Source organism: Spiroplasma platyhelix PALS-1 (assembly GCF_021496725.1).
Lineage (GTDB): Bacteria > Bacillota_I > Bacilli_A > Mycoplasmatales > VBWQ01 > Spiroplasma_D > Spiroplasma_D platyhelix.
Genome location: NZ_CP051215.1, coordinates 575,908 through 592,266 on the forward strand (window position 1 = coordinate 575,908; position 16,359 = coordinate 592,266).

A 16,359-nucleotide genomic window follows, 5' to 3' on the forward strand; every position below is an offset into this window, starting at 1 on the left:
TTTAATTTGCTTTAATGTGTTGCAAAACTAATTAAAAATAAAACTTATTCCACAATTATTGTAGCAAATAAAAAACTATTTACAATTAAAAAAGTATTAAGCATAAAAAATTATATGTTAAAAGATTAACGGAGTATAAACACAAATTAATAAAAAATTACAAGTATTAATCAATTCAAAAATCTTCTTCAAAAGGCATATTAGTAAATAATATTTCATAAGTATGACGATCAGGGCTTGCATATGAAAACTTTACATCTTCGTTAGGAAATAGACTAGTAATTTTTTTAATATTACTTGGGCTACAATTATTACCAAAATAAATTCCTGAAACCTTTAACCCTAAATCTTTTGTACTTAAAAACTTATCAGATGATTCATTTTCAGGCATATAAAATATTCTTCACTCTTTCTCATAATTTCAATGTTTTGATTTTGCACAAAGGGGAAGAAAATCAAGTTTATCATTTGAAATAATTTTAGGCCTTTCTTCTAAGTAGTGGACTTTAAAAAAAGGAGATTCCTCATTAGTCACATATTCTATACATATTCCTTGACCTAACTTGGCATAATGAGCCCACATAGAAGCAGAGTCATTAATTTCTGAAAAACAAGCAATATGAATTACTTCTCTTAAAACTCTAGGTGGAAAAAGTAATGGTTTGGTAATTTTACGATAGTCTATAGGTGGATATAACTCAAACATATCATTGAGTTTCTTTGCATTATTAAAATAAATTTGATTTTTTGTTAAATTTTCCAAAGTATATTTATTTATAGGACAATATTTATAAACCTTTTTAGGTATTTTTGTTCTATCATTTAAAGCTTCCGTATACTCCTTTTTTATTTTTGTAATATCTTTTGCATGAGCTTTACTTAATTTATCTAATAGTAAAATTTTATGCTCAACACATACATTTATATTTTTTTCTTCGGAAGAGGTTGTTCGAAATCAAATTTCTTCTGTTTTTTTACTTAAACATTCATCTGTACATGATTTCATCTTAAGTACAAAACATTCCGGACATTTTGAATGATTGCCCCATCTAGGTTCAGATTTAGAAATATGATCATTTTCTCAATTTGCCCATTCTCTTTTATTAACCATATACTCTTTTCATTTTGGATCAACAATATCTAAGTTTCCTAAAATTACAAAACTATTAAATTCACTATTTTCTTCTCAAGATAAATTTAAACCATTTAATTCTTTTTCAATTATTTCATTAATTTTTGTTTTGTCTACAATCATTTTACTACTCCTTAATTTATTAATTAAATTTGTATTCTCCACAAATACTACATGGTAATCCGCCATAATATTTATCATCACAAGTTTTGCAAGTACAAGTAACACAGTGTAAACACATATTTTTAATTTCTACCATTCCATTACTATATAAACCATATAAAAAATCATAGTGTTCTCAATGTTGTTCACAAATAGAGCCTTTATCTTCTAATATTTTTGCAAAGCTGAGAGGAAACATACACTCAAATTCTTCTCCAGTTTCTTCATTAATTATTTTATTTTTACAAATATGATTTTTTATTTTGGTTTTATAATTTTCATTAACAATAAGAAAACCTTTATCTTTTATTTTTAAAAATTTTGTCATTTTAAATCCTCATTTTAAATAATTTTTTACTAGAAGCATGGTTTAGACGCCAGTTATTAAAATAAACAATAATTTAGTTATTTCAAATGATATGATCATTTTCATTAGTTCAAATGTCATTAATATTTTCTTTTGATATTTTTACGCTTTAGTTATTAAATATTATTATTTTCTGCTTGTGAGCCTTTATTTAAATCCATTACTCCGCTATTCAATAATAAAATTATATTTTTTATAAAGAATAAAAAACAAGTAAATATCATCTTTATTTTACACTTTTGGGTTTTATATTTCTTTTTAATCCAACAATACCCTTTTTCTTATGATGATGTCTTAAATAAATAGATACTGCAATAATGATTATTGAACCTAATGCTGCTGAAGATGATTAGAATTAGGGTCAGGTGCTTTATTTAAATCTTCTCATGAAATAATATTTATATAATCAATTCTACTTTCAGCACTAGTTACAATTATTTGGGAAAATCAATAATCTAAAAGATAAGGACTGCTTTTAATTTCTTCTCTTATTTTACTATATATTAATAATTTTAATAATTTGGGAAATAATTCTAATTTATTTCATTTACTGATGAGTCAATATAATTATTTATTTCTTTTTCTTCATTGATATCTTTTTCTTTCAATGTATTTTTAACACTAAAATAATTTTCAATATTAGATTTCAAAGTTTTCTGCAAACTATCTAAATTAGATAGTACTGGTTTATTAGAAGGATCAGTATTACTGTTATTAATAAATAAATTCATTCTTGTCATATATTGTTTATTATTTTTATTTAAATTCAATTTATATTCTAAATTTGGTTTAAATTGAAAAGAATTAAAATCATTTAATAAACATTCATTACTTAATAATGAGTTAATTTGATTTCAAAAACTATTTCATTCATTATTCTTCTTTGTTTTTGATGAACTAATATCACTATCATACACTGTATATATTTTTTTATTAAATAGTCTTAATAAAGTCAGTAAAAATGGAATTTCAAATTTTCCAAAACTTTTTAGAATAAATACATTAGTTTCTAAAAATAAAGAATTTAAAATGTATTCATCATTAAGTCCCTCGCAAATTATTATTTTGTTATAAAATAATGAATTCATAAATTCATTTTTTATAGGTCAATGATGAAATCATTTGCTTATCCCTTGCTCATAAATATTCATTAGTTGATTTAAGCTGACAGAACGTTCTTTTATTTTATTTTCTGTTGAAAAATTGAATTTTGTAGTAATCTCTATCATTTTATTGAAAATAGGATTTGATACATTTAAAAATAACTTTTCATTATACTGTCAAAATTCATGAAAGGCTTTCATTAAAACTATCTCACTTAAATTATTTATAAAATTATTAACAAAAACAGCAGAATGACTTATGCAAATTATTTTTATAATTTTATTATCAATAGACTTAAGCGAATTTGCAATTTTTATTATTAATTCTGGATGACACAAATTTTCTGGTTCATCAATTATAAGATATAAATAATTTCCTTTAGTTTCTGAACAAAATTCCAATATTTTATTAATAAGTTTTAGAATTGTATAGAAATATTGACCAGTTCCAGCATCTTCTGATATTGAATTAAATATACTACCCATATTTATTTTTTTATGATAATTTAATTCAAAAATATTATTGTTAACAAATTTAGGTCTATTAACATTAATTCATTTTAAATCTGGATCTGTTTCATCAACTTGTAACTTTTTATCAATAAAATTGTTATCCATTCATTCTTGAACTTTAGTTAAATTTAATTCACTTTTTTCACAAAATTCTTTAAAGCTTTGATTTTCTTTAAAATATTTAGATAAATCATCTTCATTAATTTTATATACAAAATTAGTTAATTCATTTAATAATAAACCAATTTTTTGTAAATTATTATCTTTTGCATTTTTTAATTCTTTATCTATATTCAAGTCCGCTTTAATAAAATAAGATTTTATACCTTTAGATTCTAATTTTTCTGTTATTTTTTGAGTAAAGGTAGTTTTTCCTACACCATTTTTACCAATAATAACTAATCTATCAAAACTAACATCAGAAATTTTATCAATTAAATCATTTTCATCTATTTTAAAACTATCCACAATAATCACCAAAATTATTATACCCGATAAAATGGAAAAACAACAGAAACCCTTCCAATAGGATTTCTGTTGTTTGTACAAATTAATTATATCATTGAAAATGAAATCATACTAAAATATTTATTTTTTAATTTACTTAATGATTTCTTGTTTAATTAAGTCAATTTAAATTGCGTTAATTTTTAAACATTCATATTAGTTTCTGCTAGACGATTTTTTGCGGTACTAGTATGCTCATATTTTCCAATTGTTACCGTTCCATCAACTGATCATAACCCTGCCATTGTTTTAGTAGTAATATAAATAACCATACCAACATATGTGATTGTGACTACTAGATTTAATAAAGCAAACATCATTCTAAATAATCCACCTCTTTCACCAGCTCTTAAGAAATCAGAGAAAGCGGCGATTAAACGAAAGAATGAAAAAATAAGAATAAATACTAATTCGATTGTTAGAATGCTCATTCAGATTGTTGAGATTAATTTAAATAATTTTGAATTACTATTGTTATCAAAATCATTTTGTATTTTGTAGGGTAGAAATAAAGTTCATGTCATTAACCCCAAAGCAAATACACTGACGCTAATTGTTAAAACTATAATTGAAATTACGCCCATTGTAGAACTTGCATCAAAAATATAATTTTTATTGGCAATTGCATTTGTTCCAACAAGTAATGGTAAGAAATAAGAAAGAGCAAAGATGGGAAAACCAACCATTGTACAAATTGCCATAGTTTTTGATAGAAAGTAACGTGGTTTAATAGTTGAAGTTGTTGCAACATTCGGGAATGCTGTCACCAAAAATGGTGTAAAAAAGCCACCAACTCCTAAACTTAATGCTGAAATAATATAACGATTAGCACATAACTCTTCATCTGAAGATCTTTTTGCTAAGCGAATGATAATTAATGCCGTATAAATGCTTCTTCAAACAAAATAAATAATCAGTGCTAACATCAGAGACACAATTGCTTTATTTGTTAAATCATCACTAGCTAAAGCATTATATATATCGTTCATATAAGATATATATACTATTAATCCAATTACTGAAAAAACAGTTCCAAAAATTTGAGCCATTACCAATCAATTTCTGGGAACAGCGCTATAAGGATTATAGCCATTAGCGTTATTTGGGTTATTATAATGGTTATAATCATTGTTATTGTATGCCATTTTTTTCTCCTTTTATTATTTTAAAATAATAAATTTTATAATATTGAATTGTACTTTTTTTAATAAAAAAAGCAAATAATTTAGATAGATTGAAAGAATTATTTGCTATATTGTGTGGTGAAAAATATTATTCAACTTACATTTCTTAATTTAACGATCTTTAAATTATAAGGAGAAGATTAAAAAAAATAGCAACTAGAATGATCCAATCTACGGATAAAATAAACTGCTAATTAAAATAAAATTGTCCAGTTTATTAAACTAAACACAACAAATTAGAACCCTTTCAGGACTCTTTTTTTATAAATCACAACAATTTAATTCTTCATTTAAATAACTTAATAATAAAAATCTAACATTTATCTGATAATGTCTATAAAATTATTTTATAAAAGTTTTTTTAATAGAACAAAATTATCTATCCAATTGTTATCTTTGTGATAGTCTTAATAAAAAGAAACGAGGCTTTGGATGCTCAAAAAAAATACCAATTTTTTAATTGCTGGTGGATTTGGAATAAGTGCAGCAATGTTCTATTCACTAACTCCATTATTTGTGTTTTTCTTTGCAAGCAGTTCATTGCCGATAACTTATGCAATATTTTTGGCAACAATTCAAGAATTCATGTCTTTCATTCTTGTCGGAATTGTCATCGGATTTTATCACTGAAAAGAAATTCAAACGCCAAAAACCTATTGAATGAACTATACACTTTTAATTCCTTTTGGCTATATGTTTGGTGTTGGAATCTACAGTAACTTTCTTGATTTAATAAATAAATTAAAAAATGGCCGTGTCTGAATTATGGCAGCAGTAGGCGTACTTGCTGGACCAATCTCAATGTCACTATTGATGATCGCAGCTTTATATTTAAATGATGGAACTTTAAATAATGTTATTTTAAACACTGCTCCAATTTATTGTATGATTTTAAGTCGCTTTGTTTTAAAAGACAAAATTAACAATGTTGGGCTGATTGGTATCATCATCACTAGTTTACTTACTTTTGGAATGTTGTTTAATTTTTTCTTTATCAAAGACACAATTGATTGAAAAGCAATTCTTGGAGTTGGCCTTTCTTTCATTGCTGCTCTAGCATATGCAATTGAAGGAACTGTTAGCGATTATTTTCTTCACAACAACAAACTTCATCTAACAAATTATGAAATCGTAACAGTTAAATCGTTTGTTAGCTTTTGAATTATGCTAATTATTGCTCTACCAGTTGCTTCAGCAATTGATTCTCAACCTTTATATAATGGCTGAACAATTTTCAAAACTAGTTTTGATGCCTACGGCTGACAAGCACTTCTAGTATATGCATCTGGAATCACTATGGGTACTGGCCGCTTACTTTACTTTGAAACTGTTAAACTAGCATCAGGAACATATGCTCTAGCAACCCAACTAACAATGTTAATCTGAACACCAGTCTTTCAAATTCTTGGAAACTTATGAATCCCAGAAATTCATACTGATAGATTGCAATGATTCTACTGACTGTGAGCAGGACTAATCTTGCTGAGTTTATTTATTGTAACCTTCAACGAAGACATTTATAGTTGGTACCTAAAGCATGTTAAATCAAAGTCAAAAAAACATAAGTAACAAAAAAAGATTAGCGTATCTGTGCTAATCTTTTTTTATCTTTTTCTTACCACGAACAACAATCAACAATACCATACTTGCTAAAAATATCCCAACAACAGCACAAGCAAATGCAATGATAAAGCGAATTAAAAAGTAATGATAGTCCAACCAGTAACTAGTTAGATACAATCCGATAATAAAGCAAGCAAAAGGAATAATATATGTAAATTGATCTAATTGATGTAACTTAAGTTTATAAGTAACAAAAGTTGTGCTAAGAGCAAACAACAATAAAGCAAGTGATAAAACAACCATCAATCATAATGGTAGTTTAAAAGTAAAATTAAAGTCTTTTGATGTCAAGAAAAAAAGTAGTAAGCCTGGAACCAACACTTGACCAATTAAGTAACAAAAACTAACAAAAAAATTAGTTCTCTTTAAAGGTTGCGATTCAAAATTACTATTTTCTGTCACTAGTTCAACATTATTTTCATTCATTATTTTCTACACCTTACTAGTTTTATCAATCAACTTATTATAACATTCATCAAAAAATAAAAAAGATGTTTACAAAAACATCAGTTACTTAATAATATGGAGCGGGTGATGGGAATCGAACCCACGTCTTCAGCTTGGAAGGCTGTAATAATAGCCACTATACGACACCCGCATTCAGACAAAGATATTTATATCAATTATTAGATTTAAAGTCAATATCAATTTATCAATTGCTACTAAACATTTTAATTTGATTTATTTTTTTTGACATTAGTTTTATTAAGATAATAAATACTAAACAAAGCAAACATGACATTGCAAAGTGCTAGTAAGTTAACAATCAGTCATAAAATTCATAAACTATTAACATTTAAGAAAACTAAAAATACTAAACTTAATAAAATAAACAACAATGATAAGAATAAGAAAATTGACAATAATTCAAAACTATTAGTAACTCACACTGGCATAATGAAAACAAAAAGCAACATCAAACTAATCGGCCAAATTGAAGCTTGCAATGGCCAATTCATAATGACTGCTGCTAAATTGTCATCTGATTTAGGATAAAAGTTCTTTGTAAGAAACATCAATCAAATTAAAAATAATAAAGTTCCAGAAACTGTAATGGTAATACGATCAAACATAATTAAACTTTTAGGATTAATTTTTTTTCATCTTGCTTTAATTGATTTTTTCATATTACATCAAGCCTCTGGATAAAAAGATTTTTATTTTCTTTTCTTTACTTTTGGTTTGTAGTTTTGATCTTTCTTGACATCCATGATAATGAAGAAAATAAAGCCACCAATAAAGAATAGTAATAACACTATTAAATAGATAATAGAACCAACTGACATTATTTTACCCTACTTTCTTCTTCTTGTTGAATAAAAGGCGAATTTCCTTATGAAACATCAAGATTACAGCTACAATTAATGGAATTAAGAATCCAACAATCAAGCCAATCAAACCATGAATAAAGGCATTGTTTGAAATACCAACACCAACATCATAAAATGCTGCAATAATATTAACAAAAATAAGAATTGGTGCAACAATTAAGATAAAGCATCCAAACACTTTTTTTCATTTAATTCAGGAATATTTATTATTATATTCTTTTAAACTAGGATAGAGTTTTCAACCTAAAGGACCAATTCCTGCTAGTAGACCTAGTCCGATAATTAGTAACCAAATTTGAGCAATTCAATTCCCAACCCCATTAATTAACGCAGGTGAGTTATTGAAAGTAAATAGGATTGATAGAATCATTGCAAAGCCTGCAGAAAGCAGTAAAGCTGCAATTCTTGGGATATTAACATCATATTCTAAACCATTAACCATCGACTCTACTTGGCCAATTAACGACGACATTCCGGCAAAAAATAACGTTAAGAAAAAGACGACTGCAACAACATTCCCAAAGCCAGGAGCAGTTTGATTAATAATTGCAAATAGTTGTGGGAACACTTGGAAAATTAATGCTGGTCCTCCACTACCAAAAACCTCATCAAAATCCTTCCCTTGCGCATGAGCAATATTACCAATAGCACTGAAAACAATCATTGCTGTAAGTATTCCTACAAGACTAGTTCCTAATCCAACAACAAAGGCATGATTAGTACTATCTTGATTTTTTGGTGCATGAGCTGAATAAATATAAATTGTTCCTGTACATGTAGAGAGCATAAAGAAAGCCTGACCAAAAGCATCTTTTCATAAACCTGGTTTCAACATCTCTTTTGCATCAAACTGCATCATACGATTTAATCCCGTACCAGCTCCCGCTAGTGTACTAGTGTAGATTACTAAAAATAGAATCATCACAAATAAAGATGGAATAAAAACCTTATTTGCCTTATCAATTCCTTTATCAACACCACCTAATAAGATTACAATTAAAATAATTCATACCACTAATGTAGATAGTAAAACTTTTCAATTTAAGTTACCTAATGCTAGAAAACTAGTAGGATTTTCATTAGTAACATTTAAAATTTGATCATAAAAGAAATTATTTTGATTCAAACCAGAAGTAAAACTGATAATGATGTTAATTAAACATCAACCAATTAAGACACTATAATATGTACTTAAAATTAGAACTGTACTTGATTGCAATCAAGCAAAGAAAGCTCCTTTCTTACCAGCTTGTTCAGTAAAAAATTCAATATGATTTTTTCTTGACTTGTTTCCAATTGTCATTTCAATAAATAGTACTGGAATTGCACAAATGATCATTGAAATAATAAAAGGAATAAAAAAGGCCCCACGGTGTAAATATACTTGTGTGGGAAATCCTCAAATTCCACCAAGACCAACTGTTGCACCAATCACTGAGACAAGAAAACCAAATTTATTTATTGTTTTCCTCGATTTTGTTTCCATAGTAGATCCTCCTTCATAAATTTTGCTATTAAATTTTAATATTATTAATATCATAAACTATTTTTTATTTTTTTGACAATGATATTAATAAAAACAACAAAAATAAAATAGATTCAATCAGGTTTTTTAAGCTTTTTTATAAATTACTTTTTTACTTATTATCTCAATATAACTAGTATAATTAATAAAAATGCAAGAAATGGTGGATTATTTTTTTATGAAAATAAAAACAAAAAAATTATTACTCTTATCACTAGTACTATTTTCCTTTTTTTTATTAATTCTCAATATTTTTGTTAGCACTCGCATTATCTATCACTATCAAGTTAACAAAATAAGTACCAATGAAAAAGTTGTGATGCTGACATTTGATGATGGTCCTCAAACTACTGCAGACAACCAAATTCTAGATATTTTAGAAGCAGAAAATGTTAGTGGGACATTTTTTCAAGTTGGAAAAACAATTGAAGAAGGACTAAATAATTTTAATCAAGCAGTAAGCGATGAATTTTTAAGTTTAGAAAAAAGAATTCTTACAGGACCATCATTTTCTTGAATTGGAAATCACACCTATTCTCACAATCGCTATGTCAACAAACAAAAACTAGCAGTAGCAGAATTAAATAAAACACACGCAATATTAGAAAAAATCTATCAAGATATTTTAGATCTTTCAATCAATCAAGAATTAGTTCCAACTCGTCTTTCATACTTACAATATTTTAATGGCATGGACTACATTAGTGAAAAAACTAACAATAAATATTTTATTCGTGGCTATTTAGGACATGACTATAAAGAAGAAGAAACAGGAAAGAAAAAAATTCTTTCTGAATATTTGTCACATTTAAAATCTGGTCAAATTTTTGTTTGTCATACAAGAAATTATGCTCAAGAGTGACTTGGTGAACTAATCCATACATTAAAAGATAAGGGCTATAAATTTGCTTCTTTTAATCCTGCTAGTCCTAGTTACTATAAAAACTTTGGAAAGTTGGTGCCTTAATTATGCTTTCAGGATGAGAACTTACTTACACAATTTTAATTTTTCTAGCTTTTATTATTCTTTCTAGTTTTAATGGCTTTTTACTTGCTAAAATCCTAAAAGACCAAACAATCGAAAAAAATTTATTTTGAATTTTCATCTGCTTAATTTTCTTTGATGAATTTCTAATTTTAGTTGCATTTGTTTTTAAGATTCTCTCTTTTAGCCTTGCTACTGATCTCTATCATCTAGAAATCACTCTTGCAAATTGAATTGCCTTTATTGCTTTAATCTTAGCTATCATCATACTAATTTTTCTACCTCTACAAACAAAGAACACCAGTACTAATTCAAAGTTAGTAAAAAAAGAACTGAATTAAATTCAGTTCTTTTTCTATGTATGATTTAATAAATTATCTTATTGTAAGAAAGCAAATTTAATTTTAAATTCTTACAATAAGATAATTTGGTACCCAGAGTGGGACTTGAACCCACATGATTTCTCGGCAGGTTTTGAATCTGCTGCGTCTACCATTTCGCCATCCGGGTATTTCTTTAGAAAAAAAGAAAGATTAAATTTCTCTTTCTTAAATATCAAAAGTTACTAATGGTGCCCAGAGCGAGACTCGAACTCGCACAGCCGTTAAAAGCTACCGGATCTTAAGCCCGGCGTGTCTACCATTTCACCATCTGGGCAAACTTATTGATTAAATTAATGGTGCCCCCGGCAAGGCTCGAACTTGCGACACCCCGATTAAAAGCCGGGTGCTCTACCACTGAGCTACGAGGGCATAATATTTATTTAAAATGGCTGGGGTGGATGGGATTGAACCATCGCATGTAGGAGTCAAAGTCCTATGCCTTACCGCTTGGCTACACCCCAATCATAAATAATGGTGGAGGGGGAGGGATTCGAACCCCCGAACTCAAAGAGATCTGATCTACAGTCAGGTGCAGTTAGCCAGGCTTTGCTACCCCTCCATGGTGCTGGCGACAGGAATCGAACCTGCAACCCCCTGATTACAAATCAGGTGCTCTGCCGAGTTGAGCCACGCCAGCCTATTTAATTTTAAACTTAAAATGGTGGAGCATAACGGAATTGAACCGCTAATACTTGCTTGTAAGGCAAGAGTTTTACCATTAAACTAATGCTCCAAAAGATTTTTAGCCTTGTAGTTTAAAAACCTTATTCATTATAATAGATATTTTTTAGTTTTACAATTATTTTTAAGTAAGATTTTAAAAAATATCTTAAAGATGATAGTGATATAATTAATTATATTAATTAGGTATGGTGAAAATAGATAATGAAGACAATAAAATTAAAAAGCAATTGAAGCAAATTTCCAACTTCAGAAAAAGCAATGATTATTTTATTTTTAATTGGATTAGTTTTTTTAATTGCTGGAACAATTATGCTGCTTACTGTTAGAGTTAATACTATCTTCAATGGCTTTAATTTAGTTGGTAATATTGGTGTGATTGAAAGTTTAAAATTTTATGAATCTAACAATCTTGCTAATTTAATCTTTATGAAAATGGGCATTATTCTAGTGATCTTCTTAATGCCTGTAATTTCAGGAACTAGTATCATTTGATTCATCATCAATCGTTTATTCTTTTAAAAAATAAAGAAATTATTATAAAAAAATAGCAATTTTACTTGCTATTTTTTTCCTAATAATTCAAACATATTCTTTTTGTAAACTTCAACACCTGGTTGATTAAATGGATTAACTTGCAGTAAACTAGCACTCATTGCACAAGCACGCATAAAGAAGTAAGCTGCAAAACCAAACATTTCACTATCCATTGTTTCTCATTGCAACACAATGTTAGGAACATTTCCCAATTGATAGCCACTATGAGCAGCAATCGTTGCTTCACATGCTTTAAGATTGATATCATGTAAGGAATATTTTGTTAAGTAGTTTATCTTATCTTCATCATCTTCTAACTCAGGAATTGGCACATCATGATTAGGTTTCTTAACTGAGATTACAGTTTCAAAGAAAATCTTTGATCCTTCTTGAATGAATTGTCCCATTGAATGTAAGTCAGTTGTGAAAACAACACTTGCTGGAAATAAGGCTTTATTATCTTTGCCTTCTGACTCACCAAATAGTTGCTTTCATCACTCGCAAAACATTTGTAGTTGCAATTCATAAGTTGCTAGCACTTCAATACTTTTATTTTTTTCTTGATATAAATGATAGCGACTAACTGCATATTTATAAGCTGGATTAACTAAAATCTTATCAGTCTTACATTCTTGATAGGCCTTTTGTGCACCAATCAAAACTTTTTCTACATCAATCCCTGAAACAAGCATTGGAAAAAGTCCAACTGGTGTTAGCACTGAATATCTGCCACCAATATCATTAGGAATGACAAAAGTTTGATATCCTTCTTCTTTAGCTAAATCATGTAAGATTCCTTCTGCACTATCTGTAGTAACGATAATACGATTCTTCACAACTTCTTTTGATTTTTTTTGTTTAATTAATAAATTTCTAAATAAACGAAAAGCAATTGCTGGTTCAGTAGTTGTGCCAGATTTTGAGATGACATTAATTGCAAATTCCTTATTTTCTAAATAATCTAACAATTGTGCAGTGTAAGTTGAACTTAAAGTATTACCTGCATAAATAACTTCTACTGGTGATTTTTTATTATAAAACCCTTGAACCATATCAACAGCTGCTCTTGCTCCTAAGTAAGATCCCCCGATCCCAATAACTAACAAAACATCAACTTCTTTTTGAATTCTTGAAGCAACAGTGTTCATTGTTTGTCAAGCAGCTTGATAATTTAAATCTCTTTCATATTTTAAAGGCATATCAATTCAACCACAAAATTCATCTTCGTGAATTAAATTAGCATCTAATTTTTGATGAATTAAAGTTACTTGTTCTTGATACTTTAATAATTCTTCATCTTTAATCTGAGCATTTTTTAAATCAACTTGTATCATTAATTTTACTATCTCCTTTTTAACAAATTATTAATTATTGTAAGAAACAGCAACTTTCTATTAGTTGCTGTTTATTTAAGAATTTAACTTTATTTATTACTTTACCCTAATTTTGTGAATTATTTGATTCTAAGTCAAATTCTTTTGTACTCAAACTTAACTTCTTAGTTTTTTCGTGAACTTCAATAACTTTAGCAGTAAAAGGTTTTCCAATTGTAAAGTATTCAGAAACGTTCTTTACAAACTTAGTAGTAATTCTACTAATGTGTACTAATCCAGTATAACCGTTTCCACAGTCACAAAAAACACCATATTCTTTAAATCCAGTAGGTGTAACCTCAATTTCTTGATTTACAGAAAAGCTAACTGGTTTTGTGTTGTTTTCTTCAATAACATCAGTCATTGAATTATCTGTTGTATTACCGTCAACAGAGTTATCGTTATTTTTAATCATAATGATTTTTTCCTCTTTCTTTTGATAAAAATATAACTATTAATTATTAAATTAATACTTGATTTTATTATACCATCTTATTAATTTTAAAAATATCTAATTTTAAGAATTATTTTTAAATTTAGGATTTAATTTTACTGGCTTGAATAAACTAAATGATTTTTATGCTAACTATTAGTGATAAGAGCATCAAAAGTAACATCTCAATTATCAACAAAAAAAACATCAAGTTGAATTTCTTGAATTTTATAAGCCAATGCTAATTTTAAAGCTTTAAAATTAGGAGTGCTTAAAAAACGATCATAATAACCTCGACCGTGACCAAGACGATAATTTTTTTTATTAAAGCCTAATAAAGGCAAAATAATTAAGTCCAAATCCTTAGTTTCAACAACTTGATTAGTATCTTTAGGCTGATGAATTTCTCATTGATTATCAACTACTAACTCATCAAGACTATTGATGTAATAAAATACTAAGTTTTGTTCTGTCATTCTTGGCAAAGCAACTTTTTTCTTATTCTCTAACAAAATTTTAATAATTTTAGTTGTTTCAACTTCATAAGGCAAAGAAAAATATAAAGCAATTGTGTTAGCTTCATGAAAGTACTTACTATTAATAAATTGTTGCAAAATACTTCCATCTCATTGTTCTTTTTGTTTGCTATCAATATTTTTTAAAATTTTTAGATATTGCATTCTTAATTGTTGTTTTATTTCACTACTCATTATTTCTTACCTTGCTTAACTAACAAAATCTCATTAATTGATTCACTAATAATTAAAGCACATCTAATTCTATTAGGTTGCTTTAAAACATTTTTAAAAGCAAGCAAATCTTCAAGAATATTTTCTTGATATTTTTTTGCTGCTAGCATATTTTGATAATTTTCATTAATTGTTAGTACTTCAGCAATAGTTTTATTAATAATTAATGAAGCAAAAATGTCAATTGATGCAGTTGAGATTGCGCAACCTATTCCTTCAAATTTTGCATTAGCAACTACATTTTTATTAAATGTTATCTCAAAATAAAAATCATCAACACATGAATTACTATAATGATGAAAAGTCAAACTCTCTTTAGTTTTTAATATTCCTTTATTAATTGGGTTACTATAATGATCAACAATTATTTGACGATAGTAATTGTTGTCTTTAATTAAAGAATTCATTTAAAAAATCACCACCATCGTTAAATCCTTTTTGCAATGCAGCAATCAAATGATCAACATCTTGCTTATTGTTATAAATTGAAAAACTAACTCGCAAACTTGAAGCACAATTGATTACTTCAGAAAGTAATTTAGCACAAAAATTACCACTTCTTAAAGCAATTTTTTGATGTCCTAAATAATTAGCAACATCTTCTGCAGCAACATTAAGAACATTAAATAATAAAATTCCTGATTCTTGATTTTCATTGTAAACAACAACTTTATCACCTAAATGTTTTTTAAATTGCTCAAGAGCATATTTTTTTAACTCTCTTTCATATTGAGCAATATTTTCTATGCCTATTTCCCTAACATATTTAATTGCTGCTTGCAATCCAAAAATTCCAGCAAGATTAGGAGTACCTGCTTCAAAACGATCGGGTGGATCTAATAAAGTAAATTTTCCATCCTTATAAATACGACCATTCATCCCTCCACCTAAAATTAATGGTTGCATCAAATCCAATCATTTTGCTTTTGCTCATCAAACAGCTATACCTGTTGGTCCAAATAGTTTATGAGCTGAAAAAGTAAAGAAATCAATATCTCATTGACTAACATTTGTCATACTATGACTGATTGATTGAGCTCCATCAATTAAAACTAAAACTTTTTCAAATGGTCAGTCTGCTTGTGATTTTTTTTCAATTTTAAAATTCTTAACTATCTTTGCTAATTCTCTAACATTATTAATTGTTCCTAATGAATTATTCATACTAGCAAAAGCAACAATACGTGTTTTTTTTGTTAGAATTTTTTTTAAATTTGTAATTGTGATTAAGCCATCAGTGCTAACATCAATAAATTTTAGTATTATTTTTTTTTCTTGCGCTAAACGATAAAAAGGCAACAACAAAGAACTGTGCTCACAAGTTGTCAACACAACTTCATCACCTTCTTTTAAATATTGACCTAAACTATAAGCAATTTGATTTAAAGCAAAAGTTGTTGATGGACAAAAAATTACTTCATTTTTTTGACTATGAATAAAATCTGCTACATCTTGACGACAACTTTCATAAATATCTTTTGTTTCAATTGCTAAAGGAAAATCAAGATTATGAGTATTAGTACTATAATTTTGATAGTATTTGTTAACTGCATCAATTACCACTTTCGGTTTCAAACTAGTTGCTGCACTATCAAAAAAGACTAAGTTACGATTTTTTTTAAAAAAAGGAAATTCAGACTTAATGTCAGAAAAAGTCTTGTTATTATTCATAAAACATTGCTCCTACTATTAATTAATAATTTGTATATAAAAATTATAATTCATTCTTAAGCTATCATTAATAAAAACTACTAAATTAGAAAAATTTTAA

At 27.3% G+C, this 16,359-nt stretch carries 17 protein-coding genes and 8 tRNA genes; 4 read left to right on the plus strand and 21 right to left on the minus strand.

What is annotated here, in order from left to right:
• Positions 1–166: 166 nt before the first annotated feature.
• The 4 genes from SPLAT_RS02745 to SPLAT_RS02760 form a co-directional block, all read right to left on the minus strand.
• On the minus strand, positions 167–1,255 hold the full coding sequence (locus tag SPLAT_RS02745) for a DUF2971 domain-containing protein (RefSeq protein WP_168104879.1): 1,089 nt from the start codon (positions 1,253–1,255) through the stop codon (positions 167–169).
• Between the two features lie 19 nt (positions 1,256–1,274).
• Entirely contained in the window at positions 1,275–1,622 is a 348-nt protein-coding gene (locus tag SPLAT_RS02750) for a hypothetical protein (protein ID WP_168104880.1), read from the minus strand.
• A gap of 572 nt (positions 1,623–2,194) precedes the next feature.
• On the minus strand, positions 2,195–3,745 hold the full coding sequence (locus SPLAT_RS02755) for an OLD family protein (RefSeq protein WP_168104881.1): 1,551 nt from the start codon (positions 3,743–3,745) through the stop codon (positions 2,195–2,197).
• Positions 3,746–3,927: 182 nt separating this feature from the next.
• Positions 3,928–4,929, minus strand: coding sequence for a hypothetical protein (locus SPLAT_RS02760; protein ID WP_168104882.1), 1,002 nt, complete (start codon positions 4,927–4,929; stop codon positions 3,928–3,930).
• 471 nt (positions 4,930–5,400) lie between these two features.
• On the opposite strand from SPLAT_RS02760, the gene SPLAT_RS02765 reads away from it, so the two are divergent.
• A complete protein-coding gene (locus SPLAT_RS02765; RefSeq protein WP_168104883.1) occupies positions 5,401–6,537 on the plus strand; it encodes a hypothetical protein in 1,137 nt (378 codons plus the stop codon).
• 24 nt (positions 6,538–6,561) lie between these two features.
• Here SPLAT_RS02765 and SPLAT_RS02770 read toward each other — a convergent pair whose 3' ends face one another.
• The 5 genes from SPLAT_RS02770 to SPLAT_RS02785 form a co-directional block, all read right to left on the minus strand.
• Positions 6,562–7,017, minus strand: a complete 456-nt coding sequence (locus tag SPLAT_RS02770; RefSeq protein WP_168104884.1) for a DxFTY motif-containing membrane protein — start codon at positions 7,015–7,017, stop codon at positions 6,562–6,564.
• A 97-nt stretch (positions 7,018–7,114) separates the two neighbouring features.
• Positions 7,115–7,189 (minus strand) — tRNA-Gly (locus SPLAT_RS02775).
• Between the two features lie 73 nt (positions 7,190–7,262).
• Positions 7,263–7,718: a hypothetical protein gene (locus SPLAT_RS02780; RefSeq protein WP_168104885.1), complete on the minus strand. Its 456-nt coding sequence runs from the start codon at positions 7,716–7,718 to the stop codon at positions 7,263–7,265.
• 30 nt (positions 7,719–7,748) lie between these two features.
• On the minus strand, positions 7,749–7,877 hold the full coding sequence (locus SPLAT_RS03545; protein ID WP_268833907.1) for a hypothetical protein: 129 nt from the start codon (positions 7,875–7,877) through the stop codon (positions 7,749–7,751).
• A 4-nt stretch (positions 7,878–7,881) separates the two neighbouring features.
• A complete protein-coding gene (locus tag SPLAT_RS02785; RefSeq protein ID WP_168104886.1) occupies positions 7,882–9,408 on the minus strand; it encodes a sodium-dependent transporter in 1,527 nt (508 codons plus the stop codon).
• A gap of 217 nt (positions 9,409–9,625) precedes the next feature.
• On the opposite strand from SPLAT_RS02785, the gene SPLAT_RS02790 reads away from it, so the two are divergent.
• On the plus strand, positions 9,626–10,414 hold the full coding sequence (locus tag SPLAT_RS02790) for a polysaccharide deacetylase family protein (RefSeq protein ID WP_168104887.1): 789 nt from the start codon (positions 9,626–9,628) through the stop codon (positions 10,412–10,414).
• A 2-nt stretch (positions 10,415–10,416) separates the two neighbouring features.
• Positions 10,417–10,773: a hypothetical protein gene (locus tag SPLAT_RS02795; protein WP_168104888.1), complete on the plus strand. Its 357-nt coding sequence runs from the start codon at positions 10,417–10,419 to the stop codon at positions 10,771–10,773.
• Between the two features lie 87 nt (positions 10,774–10,860).
• Here the strand turns inward: SPLAT_RS02795 and SPLAT_RS02800 are convergent.
• From SPLAT_RS02800 to SPLAT_RS02830, 7 genes are all read right to left on the minus strand, one after another.
• Positions 10,861–10,942: transfer RNA gene (locus SPLAT_RS02800), tRNA-Leu, on the minus strand.
• Positions 10,943–11,001: 59 nt separating this feature from the next.
• A tRNA-Leu gene (locus SPLAT_RS02805) sits at positions 11,002–11,089 on the minus strand.
• A 20-nt stretch (positions 11,090–11,109) separates the two neighbouring features.
• Positions 11,110–11,184, minus strand: a tRNA-Lys gene (locus tag SPLAT_RS02810).
• 17 nt (positions 11,185–11,201) lie between these two features.
• Positions 11,202–11,276 (minus strand) — tRNA-Gln (locus SPLAT_RS02815).
• Positions 11,277–11,287: 11 nt separating this feature from the next.
• Positions 11,288–11,374 (minus strand) — tRNA-Tyr (locus SPLAT_RS02820).
• A gap of 1 nt (position 11,375) precedes the next feature.
• Positions 11,376–11,452: transfer RNA gene (locus SPLAT_RS02825), tRNA-Thr, on the minus strand.
• Positions 11,453–11,474: 22 nt separating this feature from the next.
• Positions 11,475–11,548, minus strand: a tRNA-Val gene (locus tag SPLAT_RS02830).
• A 152-nt stretch (positions 11,549–11,700) separates the two neighbouring features.
• Between SPLAT_RS02830 and SPLAT_RS02835 the strand changes: the two genes are divergently transcribed.
• Positions 11,701–12,018, plus strand: coding sequence for a hypothetical protein (locus SPLAT_RS02835; RefSeq protein ID WP_168104889.1), 318 nt, complete (start codon positions 11,701–11,703; stop codon positions 12,016–12,018).
• A gap of 41 nt (positions 12,019–12,059) precedes the next feature.
• On the opposite strand, the gene SPLAT_RS02840 is transcribed toward SPLAT_RS02835, so the two are convergent.
• The 5 genes from SPLAT_RS02840 to SPLAT_RS02860 form a co-directional block, all read right to left on the minus strand.
• Positions 12,060–13,367 carry a glucose-6-phosphate isomerase gene (locus SPLAT_RS02840; RefSeq protein ID WP_168104890.1) on the minus strand — a complete coding sequence of 436 codons (1,308 nt, stop codon included), beginning with the start codon at positions 13,365–13,367 and terminating at the stop codon, positions 12,060–12,062.
• A 106-nt stretch (positions 13,368–13,473) separates the two neighbouring features.
• Entirely contained in the window at positions 13,474–13,821 is a 348-nt protein-coding gene (locus tag SPLAT_RS02845; RefSeq protein ID WP_168104891.1) for a S1 RNA-binding domain-containing protein, read from the minus strand.
• 167 nt (positions 13,822–13,988) lie between these two features.
• On the minus strand, positions 13,989–14,549 hold the full coding sequence (locus SPLAT_RS02850; RefSeq protein WP_168104892.1) for a 5-formyltetrahydrofolate cyclo-ligase: 561 nt from the start codon (positions 14,547–14,549) through the stop codon (positions 13,989–13,991).
• The gene (gene sufU / locus SPLAT_RS02855; protein ID WP_168104893.1) at positions 14,549–14,995 is read right to left on the minus strand and encodes a Fe-S cluster assembly sulfur transfer protein SufU; all 447 of its coding nucleotides are present in this window, start codon (positions 14,993–14,995) and stop codon (positions 14,549–14,551) included. The genes SPLAT_RS02850 and sufU overlap by 1 nt, the downstream gene beginning before the upstream one ends.
• Positions 14,979–16,259, minus strand: coding sequence for an aminotransferase class V-fold PLP-dependent enzyme (locus tag SPLAT_RS02860; protein ID WP_168104894.1), 1,281 nt, complete (start codon positions 16,257–16,259; stop codon positions 14,979–14,981). The genes sufU and SPLAT_RS02860 overlap by 17 nt, the downstream gene beginning before the upstream one ends.
• Between the last annotated feature and the right edge of the window lie 100 nt (positions 16,260–16,359).